The organism is Vibrio sp. FF145 (assembly GCF_041439075.1).
In the GTDB taxonomy this organism is placed as follows: domain Bacteria; phylum Pseudomonadota; class Gammaproteobacteria; order Enterobacterales; family Vibrionaceae; genus Vibrio; species Vibrio tasmaniensis_A.
Map to the genome: position 1 here is coordinate 1 of NZ_JBGONH010000026.1, position 24,995 is coordinate 24,995.

Genomic DNA, 24,995 nt, shown 5'->3' on the forward strand with positions numbered 1-24,995 from the left:
AACCATCTGTAGGATCGTTCAACTGATCAGGAAAATGCTTAAATGATCAGTGTTATCCTGTGAGAGGGCTTTTTTATGTCTAAGCAGTCATAGCCGCGTCGTTTAAGACTTTCGCTCCGCGCAACATGGCTTCGATTAATTCGCCTGCATTGAATTTCTCTAGCGCTTCATGTGCACCCACCTGATTAGCTCGGTCAACACAGATCTCACTGGATAGTGAAGTATGTAAAATACAGTAGGCATGACTGAGTGCGCTGTCGTTTTGTACTTCAAATGCAAGTTCATAACCATCTAACCCGGGCATCTCGATATCACTCACGAGAAGATCAATTGCTGTACCTTTTGCAGCCTCACCTCGCATCAGGTCAATAGCATCTAAACCGTTGTTACAAATGCTATAAGGGATGTTGATGCTGTCTAAGGCATCAGACAGCTGCTTTCGTGCAATCAAAGAGTCATCAACCAATAGAATGTTCAGAGCTTTTAGGCGTTCTCTCTCGACATCAGTCAGCATCGGAATATGTGCGTTTTCATAAGCAGGGTAAATCTTAGAAAGTAATAACTCTACGTCGAGCATCTGCACGATACGATCTTCAAAACGTGTAATGCCGGTAACAAACACATTGGTTCCTACACTTGCGGGTGGCGACTCAATACTCTTCCAGTCACATTCAATGATTTTATCAATCGAACGAACCAAGAATGCTACAACGGTTCTTAAGCAATCTGTCACGATGAGCACACAGTCTTGGTATTCCGTCGGTGTGATCGGCCGAAACCCAATAGCTGCGGACATATCAATAACTGGAACCGTAAGATCGCGAATCGTGATGGTACCAATCACATGGTGATGAGAGTAAGGAATTTGGGTCATTGGCTGGAAAGGAACGATTTCTCTGACCTTAAGCGTGCCTATCGCAAAACTTTGAGTGAGGGATAACTTGAACATCAGCATTCCCTGTGACTGACTCGCTTTACTTATCGGTTTGGCCATAAGTGGCTCCTACTTAATACGCGCTTAATCTATAAGGATTAATTTAAAGGGAAATGGCATCCGCAGCAAGTCACTATGCGGTTTTTAAAGATCTTTAAGGGGGTTGTTTTCGGTTATAGAGTGAAGAATGATGATTCTTGGGTTAAAATCACGCTAAACGCAGGCGTTTGATGGACTTTTGTCGACAAGTCGTTAGCCGTAAGCTGAATTACAACAGTCAGTACTCTGATGAATTCTACGTAATCATCACAAATAAACTGACCGCAACAAACTGAGAATTATCATGGCAAGAACAGCAGCAGCGCTTCATATATTGGTGAAGCATAAAGAATTAGCAGAAGACATCATGACGCAGCTTAAAAAGGGCGCTAAATTTCAAACGCTAGCGAAGAAGCATTCAACCTGTCCATCTGGTAAAAAGGGCGGCGACCTAGGCGAGTTCAAAAAAGGTCAAATGGTGCCTCAGTTTGATAAGATTTGTTTCTCTGGCGAGACGCTTGTACCACACCTGGTAAAAACAAAATTTGGCTGGCACGTAGTGAAGGTTCTTTACCGAACTTAGTTATTAATATGTGTTAGATTGAATAAAAGGAGCGTAGATACGCTCCTTTTTTGTCATTTTTGGGCGCATTTAAAAACATTATGGCTGAGTGTTCATCCCGGACGTTATGCGATAATTGGCGCTACGCCCTTAGCTATCCACCTTGACTAATCGGTGGGAGGAGGAGGGGTTTTAATGAGTAACTCATATAATAAATACCATTCTTAAGGAAATTTATGCAGCTTTGCCTTTTAGCCTTTGTATTTATCTAGAAAGCTGTAAACGAGTTTGGTAGGAGAACAACATGGAGAGTTCAGCTATGTTAAGCACCCCAGCGACAGATGTTATATTGCATGCTTTTGACTGGTGCTACGCTGACGTAATGAAGAACGCCCCTCTGATTCAAGAGTTGGGTTATAAATCTGTTTTAGTCTCGCCGGCAATGAAGTCGTTACGAGGGCCTAAAGGCTGTGATCGAGATACAGGTACCCAATGGTGGCAGCGCTATCAACCCCAAGATTATCGTGTGATCGATAATCAGCTTGGTGATACGCAAGACTTCACTGCAATGGTGAACACGTTAAAGCAACATGGGCTTCGTACCTATGTGGACGTTGTGTTTAACCACATGGCTAACGAGTCGAGTATTCGCGGTGATTTGACGTATCCAAATCAACAAGACATGGCGTCTTACCAACAAGATTCTGAGTATTACGAATCCGTTCGTTTGTTTGGTGATCTTTCTAAACCTTTGTTTGATGAGAACGACTTTGTCGAAGCGTTTGGTATCAAGAACTGGAAAGATACTTGGGAGGTGCAAAACGGACGTATTACTGGTGGAGCAAGCGATCCAGGCCTGCCAACGCTGTTAGACAACGACAATGTGGTTACACAGCAGCGAGCTTACCTAAAAGCCTTGAAAGTGATTGGTGTGAAAGGGTTTCGCATCGACGCAGCGAAACACATGACACTGTCACATCTACGTAAGGTTTGGACTGATGATATCTGTGAAGAAATGCATATCTTTGGCGAGATCATTACTGACGGTGGTGCAACCAAAGAAGAGTACGAACTGTTCCTCGAGCCTTACCTTAAACACACTCGTTTAGGGGCGTATGATTTTCCGCTATTCAATACCATCTTCAAAGCTTTTGAAGAGCAGGGCAGTTTTAAGTCTCTGATCAACCCATACTGTTTTGGTCAAGCTCTGTCGAACATGCGAGCGATCACTTTTGCTGTCACTCATGACATTCCAAATAACGAGGTGTTTTTGGAACATGTGATGGATGAAGTCGACGAGCAATTAGCTCACGCCTTTATTCTTGGACGAGATGGCGGTGTGCCGCTTGTTTACAGTGAGCTCAGCACCAGCGGTATTCTGGACAAGAGTGGCCAACCTCGTTGGCTTAACGACTGGCAAGCGCCTTATATGAAAAACATGATTCAATTCCATAACCATGTTCATGGCGAAGCGATGCAGGTGGTTGAAGCGAATGATGACTTGTTGGTGTTTGTTCGTGGCGACAAAGGCATTGTGGTGATTAATAAATCGAAACGAAGCAAGACGGCCTCATTAAATTGGACAGGCGCTGTGACGGATCTGTTGTCTGGCGAAGTGTTCGAATGTGTTGGTAAGGACTTAACTATTAAGGTTGAATCCAACCAGTGCATGATGCTGACGACCAACTAGCTCGAGCCTGTTACGAGTTAGAAAGCAAATTTTGCAAAGAAAACCCCGCTTACTGATTACCAGTAAGCGGGGTTTTTATTTAAAGCTGTTTATTGCTTACTAAACAGGGTGTTAGTTAAACAAGGTGTTAGTTAGCTAAACGCTAAGGCGGTTAAACCGTAAACTTGTTTAATAGTTCGTCTTGTTGGCGAACATTGTCAGTTTGAACTTGCATTGCTGTGTTTGCGTCTTGAGCTGCGTTCGATACCTGTGTTGAAAGGTCTTTGATCTTAACTGTGTTGTTGTTGATCTCTTCCGCTACTAAACTCTGCTCTTCAGCTGCTGAAGCAATCTGAATATTCATATCAGAGATGCGCTGAATCGCGTCGCGGATGCGGTCAAGTGAAGAGTTTGCTTGCTGAGCGCGTTCAACGGCGTCAGTGGCTGTGTCTTTACTTTGATTCATCGCGTTAGATACAGAGCTTGCACCCGCTTGGAGCTGCTCAATCATGTTGCGGATCTCTGTGGTCGATTCTTGAGTACGTTGCGCTAGTGTGCGAACTTCATCGGCAACGACAGCGAAACCACGGCCCGATTCACCAGCACGCGCCGCTTCAATAGCAGCATTCAATGCAAGTAGGTTGGTTTGGTCTGCGATATCGTTGATTACTTTAAGAATCGTCTCGATATTTGCTGTTGCTGATTCAAGTACTTGTACTTCTGCAACCGCTTGGTCGATACGCGCTGAAAGGTTATCAATCGCTTGAGTCGTGTCACTTACTACAGATGTACCGTCTAGTGTCGCATCGTCAGCTTCACGAGCCGCGGCGGCTGCGCCTTGAGCGTTGTTTGCTACTTCCGTTGCGGTAACGGCCATCTCGTTCATTGCGGTGGCTAGCTGTTCAAGCTCTTGCAGCTGAGTATTCATCGCATTCGCTGACTCACCCGCGCCTTTTACTGTGATTTCAGTGCCACGTTTAATCTCAACACCAATCGCTTTGGATTGAATGATTTGATTTTGCAGGTTTTCAGTAAAGGTGTTGAAGCCTTTCGCAAGGTCAGAGAACTCTTTATCTGTATTGGTATCTAGACGTTTAGTTAAGTCACCTTGTCCGCTCGCAACATCTTGAATGGCTTGGTTAAGCGTCTCAAGCGGGCGCATTAACACACGAATAAGGACGGTTAATGCAATGATGCTGAGAATAACCGCAATTAAAGAGTAGATTATCGAGCTGTTTTTCAGATCTTCAACCGTTTGGAATGCGATCTCTTCATCAAGTATTGCGCCGATGTACCAATCTTCACTTGGGATGTGAGTGAAGTTCACTAGGAATTTTTTACCGTCGACTTCAATTTGTTGAGATCCCTCGCGAATAGTCGCTTGTGGCAGGTAGCTTGATAGCGTTTCGCCATTGTTCTTAGCATTAGGGTGAGCAATCGTCGTGCCGTCGGCAGTGACTAGGAATAAGTAACCCGCGTCAAATAAGTTCACTTGGTTTACCAAGGTCGCAAGGTTGGTTAGTTCTAGGTCGTAGAACATACCTGCAGTGAAACGGCCGTTTTCTTGCACTGGCGTACCAATTGAAATGATGACTTTCTTGCTTGATACGTCCACATAAGGGTCGGTAACAACTAAACTGTTTTTGGACTTAGCATCAATGAACCAAGGGCGGATTCGTGGGTCGTAATCCGGGCCAGCTTCCCAACCATCATCATTTTCAATAACGAAACCGTTTGCGTCATAACCAAAACCAACCGCGAGAAAGCTGCCTTTAAGTTTTGGCTTTTCTAGGATGTTTTGAACGTATGTACGATCTTGAGGGTTGATTTCGATGACTTCAGTCGTCGACTGAGCCAGTGCTTTTTTAGCATTCATCTCTGATGCTACGGTGTTCTTAATCCCAGAGACCATCTCTTTCAGGCTTGCATTGACGTGGTTCTCTACAGCACTTTTTACGGTGTAAAGTTGCTGTATTGAAAGCAATGATACTGTCACTAATAGCAAGGCTGATGATGCTGCAACCACCTTATGGCTAAATTTCATTGTGTTTTCCTCTTCTCACAAGCTTTGCGAAAACTAAAGTTAATCGTGTTTTGTAGTTATATATATCGACAGGGTTGAAGTTTACTTGAATGTAATTTCACAAAATAGACTACAAAAATACAACAACCCGCACAACGTAAAATTCAGTTAATTACATACTTGCTACTTTTGCTATTTGGTTCAATGAGTTGAAGAGTTAGCTTAATCAAAGGTAAAGAAAGTGAGGAGGGTATTAATTTGGCGAGTATGCGTGTGGTTTATTATATGAGGGAGAGGTGTAAGGGAATTAATATGAAATCAAATGATATTCTCAATTCGTATATTGGCGATATTTTAAACCGGAGAGTGAATATATTAGGCGAAAAAAAGCCCCACAAAAGTGAGGCTATTACAAATCAGGTTATTTATTACACTGTATCAGTACGTCTAATTTAAAATATTAGATGCGCTACACCTGCGATAACTGGAAGCGTAATTAACGTACGTAGAATAAAGATAATAAACAGTTCTAAGATGTTCACTGGAATCTTACTGCCTAGAAGTAGAGCGCCTACTTCAGACATGTAGATCAGCTGAGTTACCGACATTGCTGCAATAACAAAGCGAGTCATCTCGTTGTCGATAGAAGCGGCAAGGATCGCTGGGATGAACATATCCGCAAAACCAACAACAATGGTTTCAGATGCTGCAACCGCTTCAGGTACTCCAAGTAGCTCAAGGAATGGAATGAAAGGCTGACCTAGGAATGAGAACACAGAGGTGTATTCTGCAATCACCAATGCCATTGTACCTAGCCCCATTACAACAGGAAGAACGCCGAATACCATGTCGACTGCGTTACGAATGCCTTCACCAAATACAGACTTAGCAGACTTCACTTGTGATGCCTTATTTACCGCGAGTTCAAGACCCCAAGAGAAAGTCGAGTGACCCGCTGGGATTGCATCAGCATCTTTGTGAGGCTTTGTACCATCAATGAAGGTGTCTTTCTTCATGCTCAGTGGAGGAAGGCGAGGGATGATTACCGCGGCCACAATACCTGCTAAGCAGATTGCTGCGTAGAAAGGTAGGAATAGGTGCTCTAGTTCTACTTGAGCAATCACTACAAGGCTGAACGTGATAGATACTGCTGAGAAAGTCGTACCAACAACAGCGGCTTCACGTTGAGTGTAGAATTTCTTCTCGTACTGTTTGCTTGTAAGCAGGATACCAACGCTGCCGTCACCTAACCAAGAAGCCATACAATCGATAGCACTACGACCCGGCAGGTTGAAGATTGGACGCATCACTTTACTTAGTAAGGTGCCAAACAGTTCTAACAAACCGAAGTTAAGTAGAAGTGGTAATAGTAAACCGGCAAAGATGAATACTGAAAATAGAGTCGGCAATAGGCCCTCTAACACCAGACCACCGGTGTTTTCTTCCCAGATAAACTCAGGGCCAACTTGGAAGAAAGCCATGAATGCTGCAGCACCACCGATAATACGAACCAACAACCACAGTGGAGATGGGTTGAAAAGGCCGTTTAGAAATGAATTCGATGTAATGAATGTAGGTTTGAAAATGGTGCTTAACACGGAAGCTACAGACATGAAGGCAACGATTGCAGTGATAATAGCAACTAGAGACTCACCGAAAACCGCTTGAATTGATTTGGCTAGAATAGCGACAGGGATCGTGAGATCACCTTGGTAGCTAATTGGCGCCATGAAGAGGAACAAACCAATTAGAGATGGGATTAAGAAAACCCAGAAACTGCCTTTAGATTTCTCTGGTTGAGCAGTATTCGTGTTGTTAGACATGTTAATTATTCTCGTATTTCTACATGTAAAAAAGCCACATCCTTGGCATTTTTATTCTCTAAACATCCGTATTTTCTCATTGGGTGCAAGATTACCGAGTATTAATATCACTTGCAATACTATTCATCAAATATCGCTAAATATTCACGCAGGTTATTCTGCAACAAATTATGAGTTTAGAATAAAGTGTTGCAGATGTTACATATTCTCATGGTTATTACTAGGCGTTTATAAATTTACTGAGGCTTCAGTTCGATAAGTTAGGTAGAGCCAGTAGCTAAACGCGACAATGAACGCGAAAGAGGCAGGGAAAGCCAGTGCCAAAATTTCAAAGCGCTGGAACAGGCAAGCACCACTTAAACCACCAAACAGAAAGCCAACAACGATGAACATAAGAAGTTTGGCTTTACGGCGGTCAAAAGGCATCCCCTTTAAGCGTGCGCCAATCATGATCCCAAGGTCTGTGATGATCCCGCTCATGTGTGTGGTGCGAATGATCGCCCCGCTATAGGTGGTGATCATTGCGTTCTGCAACCCACACGCGGCTGAAGCGAAATACTGGCCTGAAGTGTAGCCTTGTAACAGTGCCCAAAGCGCCAAGAACAGCAATCCACCCTCAATACATAGCGCAACACCGTAACGGCGTCCTAACTTCAATGCTTGATTTTCGATAAAGAATCCGCTGAACGCGGCACCTAGCATAAAGCTCATAATGATTAGCAGGAGGTGCATAGAAGTTGAAGTCGGCGTGAGCAGGCTGCTGCCAAGTAAAGACATGGTGCCTGAAATATGGGAGATAGCTTGATGTTGGAAGCCGAGTAAACCAATAGCATTAACGCTGCCAGCAAGGCCCGCTAACAGTAAGGCGCCGTATTCAACCCAGCGAGGTAGTTTAGAAATCATGTGGTTCACCCTGGGTTAAAAAGAGGAGCAGATTATAACGCTAGCGAAAAGATACGCTAGCGTTGTAGAACGTTGATATTTGATCTTAGGCAACAGTCTTGCAGTTTGTTCCAATACTGTTGCTTTATAGAGAAAATGGTCAGTAACAGGCTAGTTGTAGTGACTCATCTGGTGGTCAAATTTGACCCATCCGTGTTTGCGTTCTTCGTAGACTGAAAAGCTTGGTAGCGGAAAGTCTTGCTCTTTAAATAGTCCGAGCGGGACGACATAAAAATCGGCGGCGGCAACCGACTGCAATAGCATGGCAGTGCCACATTTAGGGCAAAACTGGTAGGTGACTTCATTGCCCGTGTCACTGATACGTGAAAAGGAGGTGACCTCTCCGTTGAGTGTCACTTGTTCTATGGGAAATCGAGCCTGAACCCCGAACACACTTCCGGTGCGCTTCTGACATTCATAACAATGGCATACGGAGGTGCGTTGAGGCTCGCCTCTGCAGACTAAATTGACGGCTCCACAGCGGCATTCGCAACTTCTGATATTTCTCTCTTTAATATGATTGATATCCATCCATGCTCCACTTCTGGTTAACCCTGTATTGATAATTATACTAAAGCCCTTTATGGTCTGCACAACTGGATGAAAACAAAAGAATATAATTGCTCATGAAAAAGAAAATCTTACCTATACCTCTGATTTTACTGATTCCTATTATCATGCTGGTTGTGGTGATACTGGCGGGTATTTATCGCTTTAGCTTAAGTGACGAAGAGATCTTGGCGAAGTTTCCTTCTTCTCAAGTCAGTTATGACCCTGTTGTTGAAACCGTTTTTGATTTGAAGACGACTAACCCATGGACAATCAAAGTTCCTGAAACCAACGCGTACGCCTTTATTAATGAAGTCGATGGACCAAGATCAATCGCGTTTGGGCGGTATGACTCCGGTGTTGAGCGTGGTGTGGTCACCGTAGACACCAACAACCTTTCAAGAGTCATACTCGGCGAGGCGAGTTTCTTTGTTGCACCTATGTGGGTATCTAACCAAGGCAGTGGCGTTTTCTATTATCTTGGCCTGTTTAAACATGACCAGCATCGAAGCCGTGTCGTGTTAGTTGACCAATTCTTTCTTGGTGACCGTGTGAGAATCCAAACTTTAGAGATTACTCAACTGCTCGATTCACAAAGCAAACTCTCTGGGGAAGGTTTTATCGGTTTTACTCGACATTCTGCGGAACAATCTTTTCCAGAATTGCAATCTGAAAAGGTGTTAATGAGTTTTTCTTTCAATGCGCAATCAATTGATGAGCAATGACATTTTTGTTAGGGCAAGGAACTGTTGTTTATGTGAGCTAAATTACATATTATCTTAAGTAGATGAATGAAATTTAGACACACTTAGCTTTGTGTCTGCTTACTTTACAAATGGAGCTTGCGAATGATTAATAAACGTTTTTTTAAGACGAAAGATGAAGTTGAAGTGACTTTCGAGCTAGAAGCTCAAGAAGCTAATTCCGTATCTATCGTTGCCGACTTTCTGGATTGGAAAGCGACCCCAATGAAAAAACTGGCGAAAGGGAAGGTTTACAAGTTTAAAACTCGTCTTCCGAAAGATGGCGAGTTTCAATTTCGCTACCTAGTTGATGATCAACAATGGGTGAACGATGCGAATGCTGATCGTTATATCCCGAATGAATTTGGTGAAGATAATTGCTTGGTATCGACAGTTAACGTTTAATTGAAATAGCATGACTTAATTGAAATAGTATGAATTAGTTAAAAAGCAGGAACTAGATGTTTCTGCTTTTTAATGTCTAAATCGTTGGTTCATTAATTTTTTGAGTTGTGCCTATTTCATTAACGGTAACTCAATGACTTAGCCGAGATTGCGCAGATTCACATCATATTATGACAATGCAATGATGATTTATACGCCTGAAAAGCATATCCTGTGCTTTTATATCGTAGAAAGACCTGTTTACCGTGTATTCAAAAATATTTTCCTCTCCGTTTGCTGAGCTTTCACCTGTAAAAAAAGCAGCAATTTTAGGACTGCCACTTATTGCAGTGATTAGTGTTGCTTTGCAATATTCACAATCAAGTCTGACGAAAACGATCGATCTTGATTTGCCAGACTCAACCGTTATTGAGTCAATTCTGTCACCTCCTTCTGCTACCGTTATTGAGCCACCGACGTTTGAATATCAAATTCAATCAGGTGATAACTTAAGTAGCATCTTCACTCAGCTTGGGTTTTCTTATAACTCGATGATGAGCGTGATGGAAACCGATTTGAACTTCCTTGCGTTAGACACGCTTCGTCCGGGTAATACATTACGCTTTTGGCGTGACGAAGCGACGGGCAACCTTTCAAAAATGGAACTTCAATTTAGTGTCGCGGACAAAGTGGTTTATCGACTGCTTGATGACGGCAGCTACGAATTCGAAGATATTTCTATTCCGGGTGAATGGAAGCAGAAACCTCTAGTGGGTGATATTCAAGGCAGTTTCTCTATGTCAGCGAACAAAGTTGGCCTGAACAGTATTGAGATTGACCATATTGTGACTCTTCTCAAAGATAAGCTGAATTTCAGCCGAGACTTACGTGCGGGTGATCAGTTTGAAGTGCTTCAAAAAGCGCAATTCGTTGATGGTGTCGCAACCGGGAAACGTGAAATAGAAGCCATCAAGATCATGAACCGTAACCGTGTTGTTTCAGCGTACTTACACACTGACGGGCAATATTACGATGCCAATGGTGATAGCTTACAACGCGCTTTCCAACGTTACCCTGTGAGCAGTGGCTGGCGTCAAAGTTCTCAGTTTAATCCTAAGCGCTTACACCCTGTGACTGGGCGAGTCTCTCCGCATAACGGCACAGATTTCGCGACGCCAATTGGCACACCCGTTCAAGCAACAGGTGATGGTAAAGTGATCATGACTCGTAAGCACCCATATGCGGGTAACTATGTGGTGATTCAGCATGGCAGCACATACAAAACACGCTACCTACACTTGAGTAAGATCCTCGTTCGTAAAGGACAAACGGTATCTCGTGGTCAGCGTATTGGCTTATCAGGTAAAACGGGCCGAGTGACGGGGGCGCACTTACATTACGAATTGATCGAACGTGGTCGTCCTGTCAATGCAATGAAAGCGAATATTCCTATGGCCGACTCTGTGCCGAAAAAGGAAAAAGCGACATTCGTAGCCGCTAGAGATGAAGCCGACAAGCTATTAAAGAAAGCTTTAGAAACACAATTGAATAATAGTTAATAGTTAATAGTTAATAGTTAATAGTTAATAGTTATTAGCTGACTGTATGCCGTCAAGGTAACCGTTAGCTAGATGGTTGCGAGTAATGATGTAGCCTTTAAAGCCGTGAGTGCAGAACTAAATACTTAAATGTTTAGTGATACGCTCGCGGCTTTTTGATTTTAGGTTGAGGTAGTAAACGGCGTTTAGGCTAGAGGTTCTGAGTGAGTGACGTAGCTAACGATAGCTTCTGGTCGCATAGGTGGAGAGTAGAGGTATCCTTGAATTTTGTCACACCCCATTGCGTGCAGCTTTTCTAGTTGCTCAAGCTTCTCTACGCCTTCCGCAACCAATGACACATTGAGTCTGTGTGCCAGTTGAATAATCAACCACACAACACTTTCGGATGTTGAGTTTGTCAGCAAGTTTCGAATAAAGGTGGCATCAATTTTAATACAATCGATAGGATAGCTATGAATGTAATTTAAGCTTGAGTAACCAGTACCGAAATCATCTAGAGCGATCGTGAACCCTTGTCCCCTTAGAAAGTCGAGTGCTGACTTTGTTTCTTGAGTTGGAGATAACAGCACGGTTTCGGTTAGCTCAATGACAAACTCGTTTGCTTTAAAGTGATGCTGTTCAATCGTTCGAGTGAGATAGGAAATATAACGCTTAGAATCGGTAAGCTCGTGAGCGGAGCAGTTTATTCCAAGCTTAACTTTGTAGCCTAAGCCTCGCTCCAATATTGTTTTAGCGCGGCATACCAATTCGATGATCCGTTCACCCAGTTCCACGATCAACCCCGACTCTTCCGCTACCTGAATGAACTCCACTGGCGAGATGTCGCCATGTCTTGTGGTTTTCCAACGAGTTAACACCTCGAAGTAATCCCATCGTGTATCAATGTGATCAACGATTGGTTGTACAACCACGTACATTCCATTGTCATTAGGTGCCTGACTGTCTGATATGGGGCTGTCAAGCTCACTTCGTAAGGCGGCGATTAACTCGGTTTTCCTTTGGTAACGAACCCTTAGGTGAGTGTCGTAACATTGAATGTATGTATCTTGACTATGCTGGCACTCTTTTAGTGCCAAACTGGTGTTGAAGATGATTTGTTCTACGTCTTTATTATCTCCATCTGACCGGGCAATGCCGATACTGACGTCGAAATCGATTTTGATATCAATACTATTGTAACCTTGCTTTATCTTATCCAGTATTTGCTCGCAAACCGCTATTGGGTCTGAATGATAGGTAATGAATGCGAACTCATTGCCAGCCGTCCGGAACGTCAGGTTGTTGTCGGGCAAGGTTCGGCGCAAGGTCTCTGCAACGAACTGAAGCACCTTATCGCCAATATAATTACCGTGCATATCATTAATGGCTTTGAAGCTATTGATGTCGAGCAGAGCGAGCGTGAAGGGAGTGACACTCTGCTGAGTGATCGATTCTAAGGTGTCTGATAAGCAGCTACGGTTTAATAGCCCAGTTAGACTATCGTGTGATACTTCGTAGCTGAGTTGATTAACCAGTTGCTCAGAACGGTCGTTGAACCACATTTCACGCAAGGTGTGAATGACGATATCTGCGAACAACTGGTGGTGTTTTATCACGTCTTGTTGCTGATCTGTACTCATAGGCGAACTAAAGGTTGAGAAAAGCACACCCATGACTTCGCCACTTTGACTGCGTGCTGGGATAGCGATTGAGTTTTGTGAGGTGATTTCTTGCCTAAATGCTGATGTTGGGAGTGACTGAACGATATACTGAGCAAATGAGCAATCTGGGTGTTTTTGATTAACGGCTTGTTGGTATATGTGACCATGGCGTGCGTTTATTTTGTCATGTAGTACATGGTCAGAATGGGCAATGACCAAAGGAACCATTTGATCGGGAAAGTGCTTTTTCTCAATGATACTGGTGTATTGAGTACCGAAGGTTTGATGCAAAGTAAGCACGGCAGACTCTAAAAGGTCGATACCTTCCAATTTGAGTAAGCGCCCAATGCGCTCTGTGTCTATCATGCTATTGCGTGTATGTTGAGTCATAGTCACCATCCGTAGCCAACCAGAATCGTGTGTAAGCTGTATGTGTATGATCTTGTGTATACGATCTTGTAGCAGCACCGTCTTAAATATTAACAATGCTACTTGCATTAATAATCTTGATATGCGTCTAGTTTATTATTGGTCGTGTTGTGTGATTTTTCAAATTTAGTGCGATATATTTCACAAAATTTGACTATTTCTTTCTTTGTCTAGCCTATCTTTTAGGTGGTCTAAAAATAGCTTGGTTCGTGTATGTGAGTAGTCAAGCTTAGGGTAGTACGCGTAAACCATCACTTCGTCAGCTGTTATATTTGGTAATACTGGAACCAGTGTCCCTTGTTTAAGATCCTCTTTGATCATTGCTTTGATGGTTAACAGTACGCCCATTCCTCGCTTGGCGGCATGAAACAAAGCCTCAGGGTTGGTGGTCGCAAAGTTACCGTTCAAAGTGATGCGCTGCCCTTTGGTGAGTGTGACTTCACGGGTAGGGCGCTCTCCCCATATTAAGGAGTTGTGTTGTTCTAAATCTTGCTCGTTGATGGGATAACCATGTTTAGCCAAGTAACTTGGTGCGGCATAAAAGCTGGCTTTGTGTTCAAATAGTGGTGTTTTCTTGAAGCTTAACGAGTTGAGTTGTTCCAGTTCACGACTGATCACCAGGTCCAAGCCAAGCTCAGGTAATTGACCTGGCGTGGTGGTGATAAGCTGTACTTTAATGTCTGGATACTTTTCTAAGAAGTCGTCCATGTATTGCACGAGAAACTTAGAACCAACAGCAATGGTTGCGCCAATCTTTAGCAGGCCCGCAGGCGTTTGGTTAACCGATCGGGTTTCATCAATAATCGATTGCCAATTATCGAGCTGATCTTTGGCTCGCAGATAAAAGAGAGCTCCCGCTTCGGTTTGGCTGATTGAGCGCGTGGTGCGCTTTAATAGTTGAGTGCCAATACGTTCTTCTAACCAGTTCACTCTTTTGCTGATCGCTGAGCTGGTGGTATTGAGTTTACGCGCTGCGCCATTGAAGCTGCCTTCTTCCACCACTTTTACATAACTTTTTACGTTAAGAATCCAATCCATACTATTTCCTGTTGGGACTTAATTAAATTCCAATTTAGCTAATTATCAATTATTGGTTTTGAATGTAAACTCATCTGATGAACAAATAACAAACGAATAGGGAATTTTTTGAGCCAATCGACCTTTAAAAAAACACCGCTACTCTTAGCCATGATGATCATAGCTACAGGACAGGTAGGGGTGAGTATCTATTTACCATCATTGCCGCTAATTGCTTCAGACTTAAGTGTGACTCAGGTAGATGTACAGCTGCTCGTTACGCTGTTTCTTGTGGGTTTTGGCTTGTCTCAGCTATTTTACGGGCCGATGTCCGATGCCGTGGGGAGAAGACCTATCTTCTTGTTAGGTCAGGGTGTTTATTTGATTGGTACTGTTGTTTGTGTTGTTTTTTCCGACAACATGACGGCGTTAGAGGTTGGTCGCTTGTTGCAAGGTCTAGGTGCGGGTAGTGCCTCGGTTCTTGGGCGAAGTGTGCTGCGCGACAGCTATGATGGCCTTCAACTGACCAAAGCACTGTCTTATATTTCGGTCACCGCTTCGATCATGCCGATTATTGCGCCCGTGTTTGGTGGTTGGATCTCATTCCACCTCGGTTGGCAGGCGGTGTTCCTGTTTGTTCTTGTGTATTTACTGGCGATATTCACTCTCGGCTATTTTGTTCTTCATGAAACTTTACCATACGGGAAGAGCCGCTTTGAAGTCAGTCAAGTGGTCAAGAACTACGGCCGTTTGTTGACGAATCGCCAAGTGTTGACCAGTGCCAGTTATAATTGGATGAGTTACATGGCGAGTTTGGTGTCGCTATCACTGTTTCCATTCTTAATGCAAGAGCAATTGGGGCTGACAGCCGCTGAATACGGATCGTTGATGATAGTCCCTTCGGCTGGCTTACTGATTGGTAGCGTGGCTTTGAACTTGCTCAATCGTAGGTTTAGTACACCACAATTGATGAGTCTTGCGATTTTGATCATTTTAGCTTCAGGGACTTGGTTACTTACTCATGAGTTATCCATCTTTAACTTAGTGTGGGCATTTACGTGGTTAGCTATCGCTCAAGGTATCTCCTTCCCTCTATCGATCAGTATGCTATTAGAACCTCATAAGAAGAAAGCGGGCGCAGTGTCGGCACTGTCAGGTTCAATTCAGATGTGTTTGGCGGGTTTACTTGGTGGATATCTAGTCGAGAGTTGGGTGACGACTCACCTACAGCTCGGCGTGTTTTATCTGATTATTGGTGCTTGCATGGCTACAGTACTTTGGTCTTCAACGAGAATGAACAAGAAAGCCACGGCTACCGAAGTTGAGTACAGTTAAGCAGCTGAAGTACAGACCAGTTAAACAGCTAGCTCGCTATAGTTCAGCATACAGTCGTTAATACGTTGTATTTGTATGGATGGTTTTCTACAATACCTGCGTCCATTTAATAGGTAATAAACATGCAGCAAAATGAATTTGAAGTACTGGTAAAAGCTATCTGCGCACTAGATGGCCTGCCTCAAGCACTTGAGTTATTGAAATCCAATGAGGATACAGAAGTCGCTGAGGCTGCTGGATCACTAACAGGTCAATTTGCGCTAGCTGAAGTTGAAGGCGAAAAGCGTATTTACCACGTGACGCTTCAAGAAAATGAACAAGGCGAAGAGCAAGAGTACATCGAACATGTGATGAATGAAGGCGATGACTTAATCAAATTTGCAGCTTGGTTCTTTGAAACTATGTTCGAATTAAAGCAAAAAGACACATACCAAATTGCAGGTAAAACTTACAGACAGCCAAAGCGTAGCTAGTTTTTTTAACTGTTTGTTTTCTAAGTTATTTCTTCATGTTGGTTGATTTCTAAGCAATTAGGTTTCTAAAAAACTATTTTTAAAGCAGCTCTCTTGAGCTGCTTTTTTATGGATGTTTAAATGAAAATTTTAATTGTAACTTAATGGTGATATTACACTAAAAATGTGATTTAGATCTTGTTTTTGGGCGCTTTAAGTGTAGAATCCGCGCATAAGAAAATCGATTATGTGCGGAGATAAGCATGAATTACGAACTAGGCCACGCATACCTTGGTCAAATGGTAGCAAAAAACATGATGCACGAAGCATTGTATGGCAAGCCAAAGCCAAAAAAAGCATCATTCATTAAGCGAATGATGAAGAAAATGGCGAAATAAGCATTTTCAAAAACGGATTTTAAAAAGGCCTTAAACTTATTTAAGTTTAAGGCCTTTTGCGTTTTAGCGATTAATGAAGGTCATCGCTCGTTTTGTTGTGGATGGACACAAAAAACACTGATAAAGCTTCTGACTAATGACTGTTACTGAATTCAGCCTGTCGATTGGTTGGATAGGTCGACAACATTATTCGGGATGGTATCTAAACCGTTCTCTTTCATCCACGCTTCTAAGTTGTCAGCTCCACCAATGTATTTACCATCAAGCCAAATCTGAGGAACTGTTACTGGTGTTTTCTCACCAATGTGCGCTTTTACCTCTGGAATCATACGATACAAAGCTGCGCTGTCTTTTACGACATCGTGGTATTGGTATTCAACACCCGCTTCATCAAGCATTTTCTTGGCCTTAACGCAGAATGGGCAGGTCGCTTTTCCGTAAACAATGTTGCCTTTTAGGCTGTCTCGTTTGGTCCATTCTTTAATTACAGATTGAACCAAAACACCGCGATTAAGCGCTTCACCTTGGCTGACTACCTTGCCTTCAACAACAAGGATAGGAGCATGCCAAGAACCCAGTTTTAGCGGCTCCCACCAGTGAGATAACCAATCTTTCACTTCCAGTTCAACATCGACATCTGATAACTCATTCTCAAAAGTATCCTTAAGAATGTCTTTGGTAAGGGTGCATTCTCCACATGGGATGTTAACTTTAAATGGACCCCAGCTGCCTGCCCAACGGTATAGTGTAATCTTGACTGGTTTCTTCATGCTTACGGCCTCGTTTGAATTCTCTTATCCATATAGAACGGACAGTCGAACTATTTATTTCATCGATCCTAAACTTTCTTTATTTTCGCCGGTTTTTTCGTTTCCCAATGGGTAATAAATGCAACTGACGCAATAATAATAGCAGCCCCTAGCCATAAACGACCCGGTGGAACCCAACTAAATACAATCCAACCCGCTAGAACATTTAACGGTAATTTTGCGTGGTCAAAAGGTTGCACAAACGAAGCATCAGCAACAGAATAGGCTTTTACAATTGCCCATTGAGCGAGTGCCGTCATAACACCGATAACAATCAAGATAGCCCAAATTGTACCGCCGCTTGGAGTCTGCCAATCTGGCGCGGCAAGCAGGATGTTAAATGGTGTGATTAATAGCAGCAAGTACACCACCATGGTTGAAGGACTGTCTTGCGAAGAGAGTTTTTTCACCATGAGTGAGTAGCATGCCCAGAAGAAAGCGGCGCCAACCGGTAGCAGTGTTGCCCAGTTAAAGTCTTCTGCCCACGGCTCTAGAATCACCATAGCACCAGCGAAGCCGGCTAAGGTCGCGCCCCAGCGAGCTGCCCCAACTTTCTCTTTGAGGAAAAGTCTTGAGCCTATGGTTGCAAACAATGGCGACGTCATGAGAAGGGCAATGCCTTGCCAAATAGGTACTGGGTAAGCCAATGCCCATATCCAAAGTTGAATACCAATAACAGACAAGAAGACACGGAATACGTGCAACTTTAGGTTGTCGGTTTTTAGCGCGCGGCGAATGCCCAGCGTTTTCAGATAAGGAAGAATAGCGAACAACGCGATGGCGTATTGAATGACGGCAACGGTGGTAGAAGTAAGTCCGAAATGAATGCTAGCGACTTGAGTTAGGCTATTAATAACGGCAAAGGCTAGGCCTGCGGTTAGCATCCAGCTAGCGCCTTGGATCGGATGGTGTTGTGACATGATGCTTCTAATTATTTGATGTGGTTCACCTATGATACGGATTTAGCACCACTTAACCAGAAAAAGCATTGATGAAGTTGGTCAGAATATTTGAATATGAAAAAGGTTGAGCAACCGCCCAACCTTTCTAGTCTCTATCTAAAGTCGATTTAGATTAGAAATCGTAGCGGACACCTAGGCGAAGTGTGTCTTCACCAGCTGTCACGATACCTTTTGCATTTTTAACTTCGTCTAAACCGTTAACGTAGTAAGAAAGGTATGTGCGGAAATTGCTGTTTAGTTTGTAGTAACCGGCTAATTCAATACCGTCGACAGCGTCTACTTTTGCTCCGCTGTTGATTTCATCTTCCTGGTAAGTATATACGACTGCAGCAGATACTTGCTTGGTGAATTTGTATTGCGCTGCAAACTCCATAGCAGTGAATGACTTAGCATCGGTACCTGTCGCTTTATCATCTAGGTCGCCTGTTGAATAAGTCGCTGCTAAGTACAGGTTGTCTAGAGAATACGCTAGGCCGGCAAGGATTTGGTCTGCGCTACCTTTATTTTCCCCTAGGTCTTCACCTGAGTAGGCTAGGCCAAGATCTAAGCCCATTGGCAGTGAGTAAACACCAGAAATGCCGTAGCCGTCAGAGTCTTTTTTGCTGTTGGTTTGGTAAGTGGCTTCTAGTTGCAGGGCATCAAAGCCGCCACGGTATGCAAATACACCATCTTCTTTATCAGAAGCTGCACCGAATGCTTGCTGCACACCAGAAAACTCAGTGATATCTGTAAAGTCAGATACGATAACTGAAGCCATATCTTGGCGACCGACAGAAACGGCTTGGCCGTCAAAATCAACACCTGCGTACATGTAACGGTTTTCAAACTTATCAGAACCTGTGTCTTGCTCTGCTTCGTAGAAACCGAATGCCGTTGCAGTATCTGTAAGTTCTGTTTTACCACCAAGGTTTAAACGGAAACGAGTTTTATCTTTCATTGAACCTTCAACTTCAGCACCACCGGAACCAATGAAATCACCACGGAATTCTGCACGACCGCCAATTTTAAGTTCTGTACCATCAGAGCTATAAACCGTTGCTGCTAACGATGAACCTGAAACTAGTGCCGCTACCACTGCAGAAGCTAGAACTGCCTTTTTCATAATCACTTACCTTGTATTTTAAAATCCGTGAGCAATGCGCTCTCCGTTTCGATATGAAACTAATTTAGAGCAGCTAAATTAAGCTTTCATTTCTGTAAAATTACATTTTCGTGAATAGGGAACTTTTTAAGTGTTGATTTTATTGTACTTTTATTTCAGGGACCTGAGTGGTTTGTGAATGGGTATACCACTCGTATTTCCTTATTCGGTTACTTTTTCAAGTTTCTATTTGGGTGAGGTGATAATGATATGGGTGAACCTTATGGTGAGGTTAGAGCTTCTTCATCTTATTAACTGTTTGTACTGATTAAGATATCCTCTATGATGCCAAAACTTAGAAAAGAATAAATTTTGCTCAACAAGATGGAGACGTTGGATGAAAACAGAGTACTTAGGCGATGTTTTACAAGGTAGGCAGGTTATTGGCGCCTTAAATGTTGAAGACTTATTGATTGGAGAGCATCAGTTTTGGTTTCAAGTAACCAGTGATGGGTTAGGGCAACCTAAAAACATGCCGGTTTCTGTTTTCAAAGGCAGTCAAGACGGCCCGAAGTTGCTGATCACTGCCGGGATTCATGGTGATGAGCTAAACGGTGTGTTGGCTGCTCAGCAAATTATCCGAGATTTAGTAGGCAACACATTAAAAGGCACGGTGACAGTTGTACCAACTGTGAATTTGTCTGGCTTGCTTAACCACAGCCGCGATTTTATCTCTTCGGATCCGGGCTCTTGCCCTGCCAACCTTAATCGACTCTTTCCGGGGGATGCACACGGCTTAGCCGCGGAGCGATTCGTCGCATCTCTGTGGGATCGCTTACTCAAACACAACGCGACATTTGCTGTTGATCTGCATACCCAAACTCGTGGTGCCGTGTATCCACTTTATGTGTTTGCTGATTACCGAGTAGAGCAATGTTTGGAGATGGCGAGGTTAATGCAGCCCGATTGTGTTCTTAATGATCCCGGCGATCCGGGTATTCTTGAAACGGTCTGGAATCGAAGTGGAATTCCGAGCATTACAGTGGAAGTCGGGATGGGGAAATTTACTCAACCTGACATGATTCAACGAGCCGTAGATGGTGTTTTTAATATTCTTTCTTACTACGAGATGCTTGATGCTGAAGGTTTACGAGACAAAAAGCCACTGCCAAGTATAGATTGGATAGAGGGCAATAATGTGGTGTCTATCCGCGCTGATATTGGTGGATTTGTGTTGCCTCAGGTCGAGCTTTTACAAAGCGTAGAGCAAGATGATCTTTTGGCGATTCAATACGACGCTTTTGGTAACGAATGTCGTCGTTATCATGCGCCGTCTGCCGGACGTGTACTTAGCTATAACGTGGATGCATTAAGGGAGCCGGGGGCGCTTGTCTGTCGACTATTGAGTTGAGATGCTTTTAGTTGAGAAGCTCCCAGTTGAAAAGCTCTTAAGTAGTAAGCTCTTAATTGGTAAGCTCTGAGTTGAAAAGCTCTTCGGCGGGCATCTCTTTGTTAATCTGGTGCATCGTCATTTGAAACGTGTAAAAAAAAGACCGAGCAGGGCTCGGTCTGATAGCTTTTCTCTGGAGTAACAGCTTTTAGCGTAACTAGTATCGCTTTAAGATCTCGATGATCTCTTGCTCTGTTTCCGCTGCGATAATGGCATCAATGTCATCATCATTTTGGAACAACTCTGATAGCGCCATAATAGTATGGATATGGCTATCTGAGTCCATCGCTGCCAGAGTGATTGAAAGGTAAACGTCACCGTTGTCTTCCGACTCTAAATCAACACCCTTTTTGAATACTGTCACCTGCAGTGATGCTTCGTTCACACCATCTTCAGGACGAGCATGAGGCATCGCAATCTTTGGTGCTAGAACATAGTACGCGCCGATGTCTTTGTGCTTTTGCTTGATAGCTTCAACATAGCTTGCTTCAATTTTCTTGCTTGCTAACAGTGTTGAACAGGTTAAATCAATCGCAGCATCAACCGTTAGGTTCTCTTCAGAGTTGATGATAACGCCTTGGTTACCGATTAAATCGAATAGGCTCATGAAACAATCCATCCTAGAATCAGACCAACAACACCGAAGTCGAAGTCAGCAAATGTTGTTGCTTCAAGCCCAAGACCACCCAGTACTGGAAGTAGTAGCATTGGTAGGAAAGAGATACACAGACCTTGCGTGAATGAACCTAGAATTGCACCACGTAGACCGCCAGTCGCGTTACCGTAAACACCTGCCGCACCACCTACGAAGAAGTGTGGAACCACACCCGCTACAATGATTGTCCAACCAAGTGCACCTTGAACTGCCATTGCTAGTAGGCCAGCCGCGAAAGAACAAAGGAAACCGATTAGTACCGCGTTTGGTGCTACTGGGAATACCATAGGGCAGTCTAGAGCAGGTTTTGCTCCTGGTACTAGTTTGTCAGAGATACCTTTAAATGCAGGAACGATTTCAGCAATTAGCATCTTCACACCTTGCAATACGATGTAAACACCACCAGCAAAGATTAGAGATTGCATGAAGGTAAATACAACCCAGTTTTGACCGCTTGATACTGTTTCTACAAACTCGCCGCCCGCAATAATAGACGCAAGCATGAAGAAGATAGCCATTGTTGTTGCTACGGCTACTGGCGTATCACGCAGGAACATTAAGCTTTTAGGAACTTGGATGTCTTCTGTTGATTTTGATGTGTCACCGAATTTGCTACCAATGAAGCCAGACACGATGTAAGACAGTGTCGAGAAGTGACCAATAGCCAGTTGATCAGTACCCATCACTTTTTCAGTGTACTTTTGGCCTAGCGCTGGCATCACAACCATTAATGTACCCACAATGATAGAGCCGATTGCGACTAGAACTGTGCCTTCAATGTTTGCTGTAGACAGAATTACCGCTACTAGCATAGACATGAACATTGTGTGGTGACCCGTTAAGAAAATATATTTTAAAGGAGTAATACGAGCCAATAAAATATTCACAACGAATGCGAAGAACATAATTAGAGCCATTTCATAACCGAATGCTTCTTGTGCTAATGCAACAATTGCTTCGTTATTTGGAATAACACCACTTACGCCGAATGCTTCAGTAAATACAACTGAGAAGTTATTTAGTGCGCCAACAAGAGCGCCAGCACCAAAACCTAAAATTAGGAAACCCATTACGGTTTTAATTGTGCCTTTTAGAATGGTGGAAATATCAGCTTTCTGTGCAACAAGGCCAATGAAAGCAATTAAGCCTACCATGATTGCTGGCTCTTTTAATAAGCCGAGCATGAATTCGAAAAAGTTCTGCATAATTTTGACCTTACATGAAAGTTTTTAGTTGTTCTTCGATTGATGCTTTGTCAAAAATATTTTTAAGGCTGATTATGTTCTCTTTTCCGCCTTCTTTCAGTTGGTTTGCAACGTCTGTCGCTGCTACCCAAATATCCGCGTTGCTTGATGCAGCTGATGACAGATCTTCGTGATCAACTTCCGCTTCGAAACCGATTTTTTTAGCCACTTCTTTCACTGCCATTTCCATCATTAGTGAAGTACCAAGGCCGTTACCGCAAACTACAAGAATCTTTTTCATAATATTTGTCTCAATTGGATTTTAGGGGTTGAGAAACTGCGTTCTCTTATTGTGTGGGAGCATAGTAATGGAAATATTGAGATTTCAATAAGATCTCTATCACAAAGCTAAAATGAGATTGTGACGGAGGTCTCGCTTGTGTGTGGTAAAAATCCAGAGTGAGACTTTGATCAAATTTAACTTTTCACACGAATATGCAACGTATCTATTGAGAAAGGTTGGGGGGGAATGTATTTGTCTATTGGAATGTAAATATATAGAGGGTCTGTTGAAGAAAATAGAGAATTAATCGTATCGACCGTAGTCGGTAAGCATTTTCTTAAGCATGCTATTAACGTCTTTGGTCTTTTTATTTCTTTTAGTTAGTTGGCTAAGAGAAGTCGGTTTTGGCGAGGTAACATTTTCACCATCTATTTCTTCGGTTTTATCTTTCATTTTCTGTACGGCAGGCAATAACATTCTAATTTCTTCATTATTGATATTGGTCAGAACCACAATATTTTCAGATTCAACTTGGGTAATAGTTAATATGCCATGCTTAACGGATTCAACCTTTTCACCAATCATAATTGATTCAGGTGCGACAGAGCGATCGGTTAACTGACCTGTACGTAATTTCGCCGCACTGATAGCGCGGATATTTCCGGTGTTTTCAAACGCAACAATAACAGTATAGGTATTATAATACTCAACTACTGTCACATAGCCGTGTCTATTTGTTTTGAATCTAGCTCCATTGTTCATGTCGTGCGGAGCTTCCATTTTCTTCACGTGTTTCCTCTCTTAGTCTCAATGGCAGTTATATCTAATCAGCTCGTCTCGTTTTATAGATAATGAATGGGTGAGATAATACAAAGTATATACGCATCTAAACTTAAGATGAATCTTGAAGTCATAGTAAATGAGGGAGAACACAGAAAAGTGGTAATAATCACACAGAATTAACCGAGAGGTTACGCAGCTCTCTACATAGGTTGAACATATCACATTCATTTCATGATCTTCATTTACAACGCCTGCTGCTTAAAGTTTTATTGGGTAATTACTCAATAAAACCAACCTGATATGTGAGCCAATTTATATAAATAAGAATTGTATAAATTATTGATTTAATGAATGTTTACTGAGTAAGACAATTTTTGTTAGAACACCATCTTCAAAACAATAAGATAGGTAAATCTAATGACAAAACTCGTCAGTTTGCTCCTTGCCACAATCACGCTAGGGCTTTCAGGTTGTGCAACAGTATTAACTCCAGAACAGAGTGCGCCACAATTGAGTGTCGTACCTCAAGAAAAAGCACTGACTATTGCAGTGATTGATAAACGCCCATACGTTTTAGACCAAGATAAAGAGCCAAAGTTTGAGGGCATTATTCGTAGTTCTCTCGGTATTCCTTATTCACACAACACGGCGACACAACAGCCGATGTCTCAGTTTTTGACGGATAGACTTGTTGCGGGCTTAAAGAAGCAGCAAGTGACGGTGGACTCAGTCGAGACGACACCAAACGAAGACATCACTAAAGTCGCTGAGCAGATGAAAGCGTTCGACAATAAGTCGATGATGTTCGTCTTGAATGAATGGAAATATGATTTCCATGCGTTTACGGATAACTCTTGGTACAACGTAAATGTGATTATTTACGACGAAGTAGGTAAGAAACTGCTGAGCAAAAACTTCCAAGGCGAGAACGATGTGCCAGATGGTGGTGTGATCATTAATGAAATGCAGCTTATCTATAAACAACGTTTCGAAGAGATCTTCCAAGACGTTGAAGTGAAAAGTGCATTGCTTAATTAATTTTGCCCATTTCGATAATATCCTTTAGAAAGCCACACTTTGTGGCTTTTTATTTTAAACTTCCTGCCTCGACGTTCTTTTTGACTGATAAGTTAAAAATGACGATAAACACTGCGTTTTGTTTAATCCTTGACCGCGCGATCGTTTGCGTTGAAAAATGTGATGAAAGTCTCACTTAACTGTTTATACTTCTTTTCCGGTTTTAAGCCGGTGCTTAGCCAATACAAGCCGTCACATGGATATGTGAATGAC

The 24,995-nt window shown here is 42.9% G+C and carries 24 protein-coding genes; 10 read left to right on the plus strand and 14 right to left on the minus strand.

Annotated features, from left to right (window positions below):
* Nucleotides 1–79 precede the first annotated feature (79 nt).
* Nucleotides 80–994 (minus strand): chemotaxis protein, encoded by a 915-nt coding sequence (locus ACED42_RS11335; RefSeq protein ID WP_269334661.1) that lies wholly within the window; start codon nucleotides 992–994, stop codon nucleotides 80–82.
* Nucleotides 995–1,277: 283 nt separating this feature from the next.
* On the opposite strand from ACED42_RS11335, the gene ppiC reads away from it, so the two are divergent.
* Nucleotides 1,278–1,556 carry a peptidylprolyl isomerase PpiC gene (ppiC, locus tag ACED42_RS11340; RefSeq protein WP_009845728.1) on the plus strand — a complete coding sequence of 93 codons (279 nt, stop codon included), beginning with the start codon at nucleotides 1,278–1,280 and terminating at the stop codon, nucleotides 1,554–1,556.
* 283 nt (nucleotides 1,557–1,839) lie between these two features.
* A complete protein-coding gene (locus tag ACED42_RS11345; RefSeq protein WP_009845727.1) occupies nucleotides 1,840–3,225 on the plus strand; it encodes an alpha-amylase family glycosyl hydrolase in 1,386 nt (461 codons plus the stop codon).
* 151 nt (nucleotides 3,226–3,376) lie between these two features.
* On the opposite strand, the gene ACED42_RS11350 is transcribed toward ACED42_RS11345, so the two are convergent.
* The 4 genes from ACED42_RS11350 to ACED42_RS11365 form a co-directional block, all read right to left on the minus strand.
* Nucleotides 3,377–5,248, minus strand: coding sequence for a methyl-accepting chemotaxis protein (locus ACED42_RS11350; RefSeq protein WP_012600268.1), 1,872 nt, complete (start codon nucleotides 5,246–5,248; stop codon nucleotides 3,377–3,379).
* A 431-nt stretch (nucleotides 5,249–5,679) separates the two neighbouring features.
* Nucleotides 5,680–7,050 carry a YjiH family protein gene (locus tag ACED42_RS11355; RefSeq protein ID WP_012600269.1) on the minus strand — a complete coding sequence of 457 codons (1,371 nt, stop codon included), beginning with the start codon at nucleotides 7,048–7,050 and terminating at the stop codon, nucleotides 5,680–5,682.
* A 228-nt stretch (nucleotides 7,051–7,278) separates the two neighbouring features.
* Complete coding sequence (locus ACED42_RS11360; protein ID WP_009845723.1) at nucleotides 7,279–7,953, minus strand: YoaK family protein; 675 nt, start codon at nucleotides 7,951–7,953, stop codon at nucleotides 7,279–7,281.
* Nucleotides 7,954–8,103: 150 nt separating this feature from the next.
* Entirely contained in the window at nucleotides 8,104–8,586 is a 483-nt protein-coding gene (locus tag ACED42_RS11365; RefSeq protein ID WP_198592248.1) for a GFA family protein, read from the minus strand.
* Between the two features lie 32 nt (nucleotides 8,587–8,618).
* Here ACED42_RS11365 and ACED42_RS11370 point away from each other — a divergent pair, with 32 nt between their 5' ends.
* The 3 genes from ACED42_RS11370 (at nucleotide 8,619) to ACED42_RS11380 (ending at nucleotide 11,227) form a co-directional block, all read left to right on the plus strand.
* Nucleotides 8,619–9,266 (plus strand): hypothetical protein, encoded by a 648-nt coding sequence (locus ACED42_RS11370; protein WP_012600272.1) that lies wholly within the window; start codon nucleotides 8,619–8,621, stop codon nucleotides 9,264–9,266.
* Between the two features lie 123 nt (nucleotides 9,267–9,389).
* Nucleotides 9,390–9,689 carry an isoamylase early set domain-containing protein gene (locus ACED42_RS11375; protein ID WP_012600273.1) on the plus strand — a complete coding sequence of 100 codons (300 nt, stop codon included), beginning with the start codon at nucleotides 9,390–9,392 and terminating at the stop codon, nucleotides 9,687–9,689.
* Between the two features lie 245 nt (nucleotides 9,690–9,934).
* Complete coding sequence (locus ACED42_RS11380) at nucleotides 9,935–11,227, plus strand: peptidoglycan DD-metalloendopeptidase family protein (RefSeq protein WP_017102768.1); 1,293 nt, start codon at nucleotides 9,935–9,937, stop codon at nucleotides 11,225–11,227.
* Nucleotides 11,228–11,412: 185 nt separating this feature from the next.
* On the opposite strand, the gene ACED42_RS11385 is transcribed toward ACED42_RS11380, so the two are convergent.
* Entirely contained in the window at nucleotides 11,413–13,257 is a 1,845-nt protein-coding gene (locus ACED42_RS11385) for a bifunctional diguanylate cyclase/phosphodiesterase (RefSeq protein WP_029222882.1), read from the minus strand.
* 180 nt (nucleotides 13,258–13,437) lie between these two features.
* Nucleotides 13,438–14,334, minus strand: coding sequence for a LysR family transcriptional regulator (locus ACED42_RS11390; RefSeq protein WP_102249389.1), 897 nt, complete (start codon nucleotides 14,332–14,334; stop codon nucleotides 13,438–13,440).
* 108 nt (nucleotides 14,335–14,442) lie between these two features.
* On the opposite strand from ACED42_RS11390, the gene ACED42_RS11395 reads away from it, so the two are divergent.
* The 3 genes from ACED42_RS11395 (at nucleotide 14,443) to ACED42_RS11405 (ending at nucleotide 16,498) form a co-directional block, all read left to right on the plus strand.
* Nucleotides 14,443–15,648: a multidrug effflux MFS transporter gene (locus ACED42_RS11395; RefSeq protein ID WP_012600277.1), complete on the plus strand. Its 1,206-nt coding sequence runs from the start codon at nucleotides 14,443–14,445 to the stop codon at nucleotides 15,646–15,648.
* 122 nt (nucleotides 15,649–15,770) lie between these two features.
* Entirely contained in the window at nucleotides 15,771–16,121 is a 351-nt protein-coding gene (locus tag ACED42_RS11400; protein ID WP_004731829.1) for a hypothetical protein, read from the plus strand.
* Between the two features lie 242 nt (nucleotides 16,122–16,363).
* A complete protein-coding gene (locus tag ACED42_RS11405; protein ID WP_012600279.1) occupies nucleotides 16,364–16,498 on the plus strand; it encodes a hypothetical protein in 135 nt (44 codons plus the stop codon).
* Between the two features lie 152 nt (nucleotides 16,499–16,650).
* Here ACED42_RS11405 and ACED42_RS11410 read toward each other — a convergent pair whose 3' ends face one another.
* From ACED42_RS11410 to ACED42_RS11420, 3 genes are all read right to left on the minus strand, one after another.
* A complete protein-coding gene (locus ACED42_RS11410) occupies nucleotides 16,651–17,268 on the minus strand; it encodes a glutaredoxin domain-containing protein (RefSeq protein WP_012600280.1) in 618 nt (205 codons plus the stop codon).
* Between the two features lie 68 nt (nucleotides 17,269–17,336).
* Nucleotides 17,337–18,227 carry a DMT family transporter gene (locus ACED42_RS11415; RefSeq protein ID WP_102249388.1) on the minus strand — a complete coding sequence of 297 codons (891 nt, stop codon included), beginning with the start codon at nucleotides 18,225–18,227 and terminating at the stop codon, nucleotides 17,337–17,339.
* Nucleotides 18,228–18,381: 154 nt separating this feature from the next.
* Entirely contained in the window at nucleotides 18,382–19,371 is a 990-nt protein-coding gene (locus ACED42_RS11420; protein ID WP_029225491.1) for a porin, read from the minus strand.
* A 376-nt stretch (nucleotides 19,372–19,747) separates the two neighbouring features.
* On the opposite strand from ACED42_RS11420, the gene ACED42_RS11425 reads away from it, so the two are divergent.
* On the plus strand, nucleotides 19,748–20,761 hold the full coding sequence (locus tag ACED42_RS11425; protein ID WP_371702611.1) for a succinylglutamate desuccinylase/aspartoacylase family protein: 1,014 nt from the start codon (nucleotides 19,748–19,750) through the stop codon (nucleotides 20,759–20,761).
* 196 nt (nucleotides 20,762–20,957) lie between these two features.
* Here ACED42_RS11425 and ACED42_RS11430 read toward each other — a convergent pair whose 3' ends face one another.
* The 4 genes from ACED42_RS11430 to ACED42_RS11445 all read right to left on the minus strand — a co-directional run bounded on the left by ACED42_RS11430 (nucleotide 20,958) and on the right by ACED42_RS11445 (nucleotide 23,702).
* Complete coding sequence (locus ACED42_RS11430; RefSeq protein WP_009845709.1) at nucleotides 20,958–21,407, minus strand: PTS sugar transporter subunit IIA; 450 nt, start codon at nucleotides 21,405–21,407, stop codon at nucleotides 20,958–20,960.
* A complete protein-coding gene (locus ACED42_RS11435) occupies nucleotides 21,404–22,660 on the minus strand; it encodes a PTS ascorbate transporter subunit IIC (RefSeq protein WP_009845708.1) in 1,257 nt (418 codons plus the stop codon). The genes ACED42_RS11430 and ACED42_RS11435 overlap by 4 nt, the downstream gene beginning before the upstream one ends.
* A 10-nt stretch (nucleotides 22,661–22,670) precedes the next feature.
* Nucleotides 22,671–22,940: a PTS sugar transporter subunit IIB gene (locus ACED42_RS11440; protein WP_009845707.1), complete on the minus strand. Its 270-nt coding sequence runs from the start codon at nucleotides 22,938–22,940 to the stop codon at nucleotides 22,671–22,673.
* Between the two features lie 285 nt (nucleotides 22,941–23,225).
* The gene (locus ACED42_RS11445; protein WP_009845706.1) at nucleotides 23,226–23,702 is read right to left on the minus strand and encodes a hypothetical protein; all 477 of its coding nucleotides are present in this window, start codon (nucleotides 23,700–23,702) and stop codon (nucleotides 23,226–23,228) included.
* A 420-nt stretch (nucleotides 23,703–24,122) separates the two neighbouring features.
* On the opposite strand from ACED42_RS11445, the gene ACED42_RS11450 reads away from it, so the two are divergent.
* Nucleotides 24,123–24,743, plus strand: a complete 621-nt coding sequence (locus tag ACED42_RS11450; protein WP_017100968.1) for a hypothetical protein — start codon at nucleotides 24,123–24,125, stop codon at nucleotides 24,741–24,743.
* The last annotated feature ends 252 nt before the right edge of the window (nucleotides 24,744–24,995 follow it).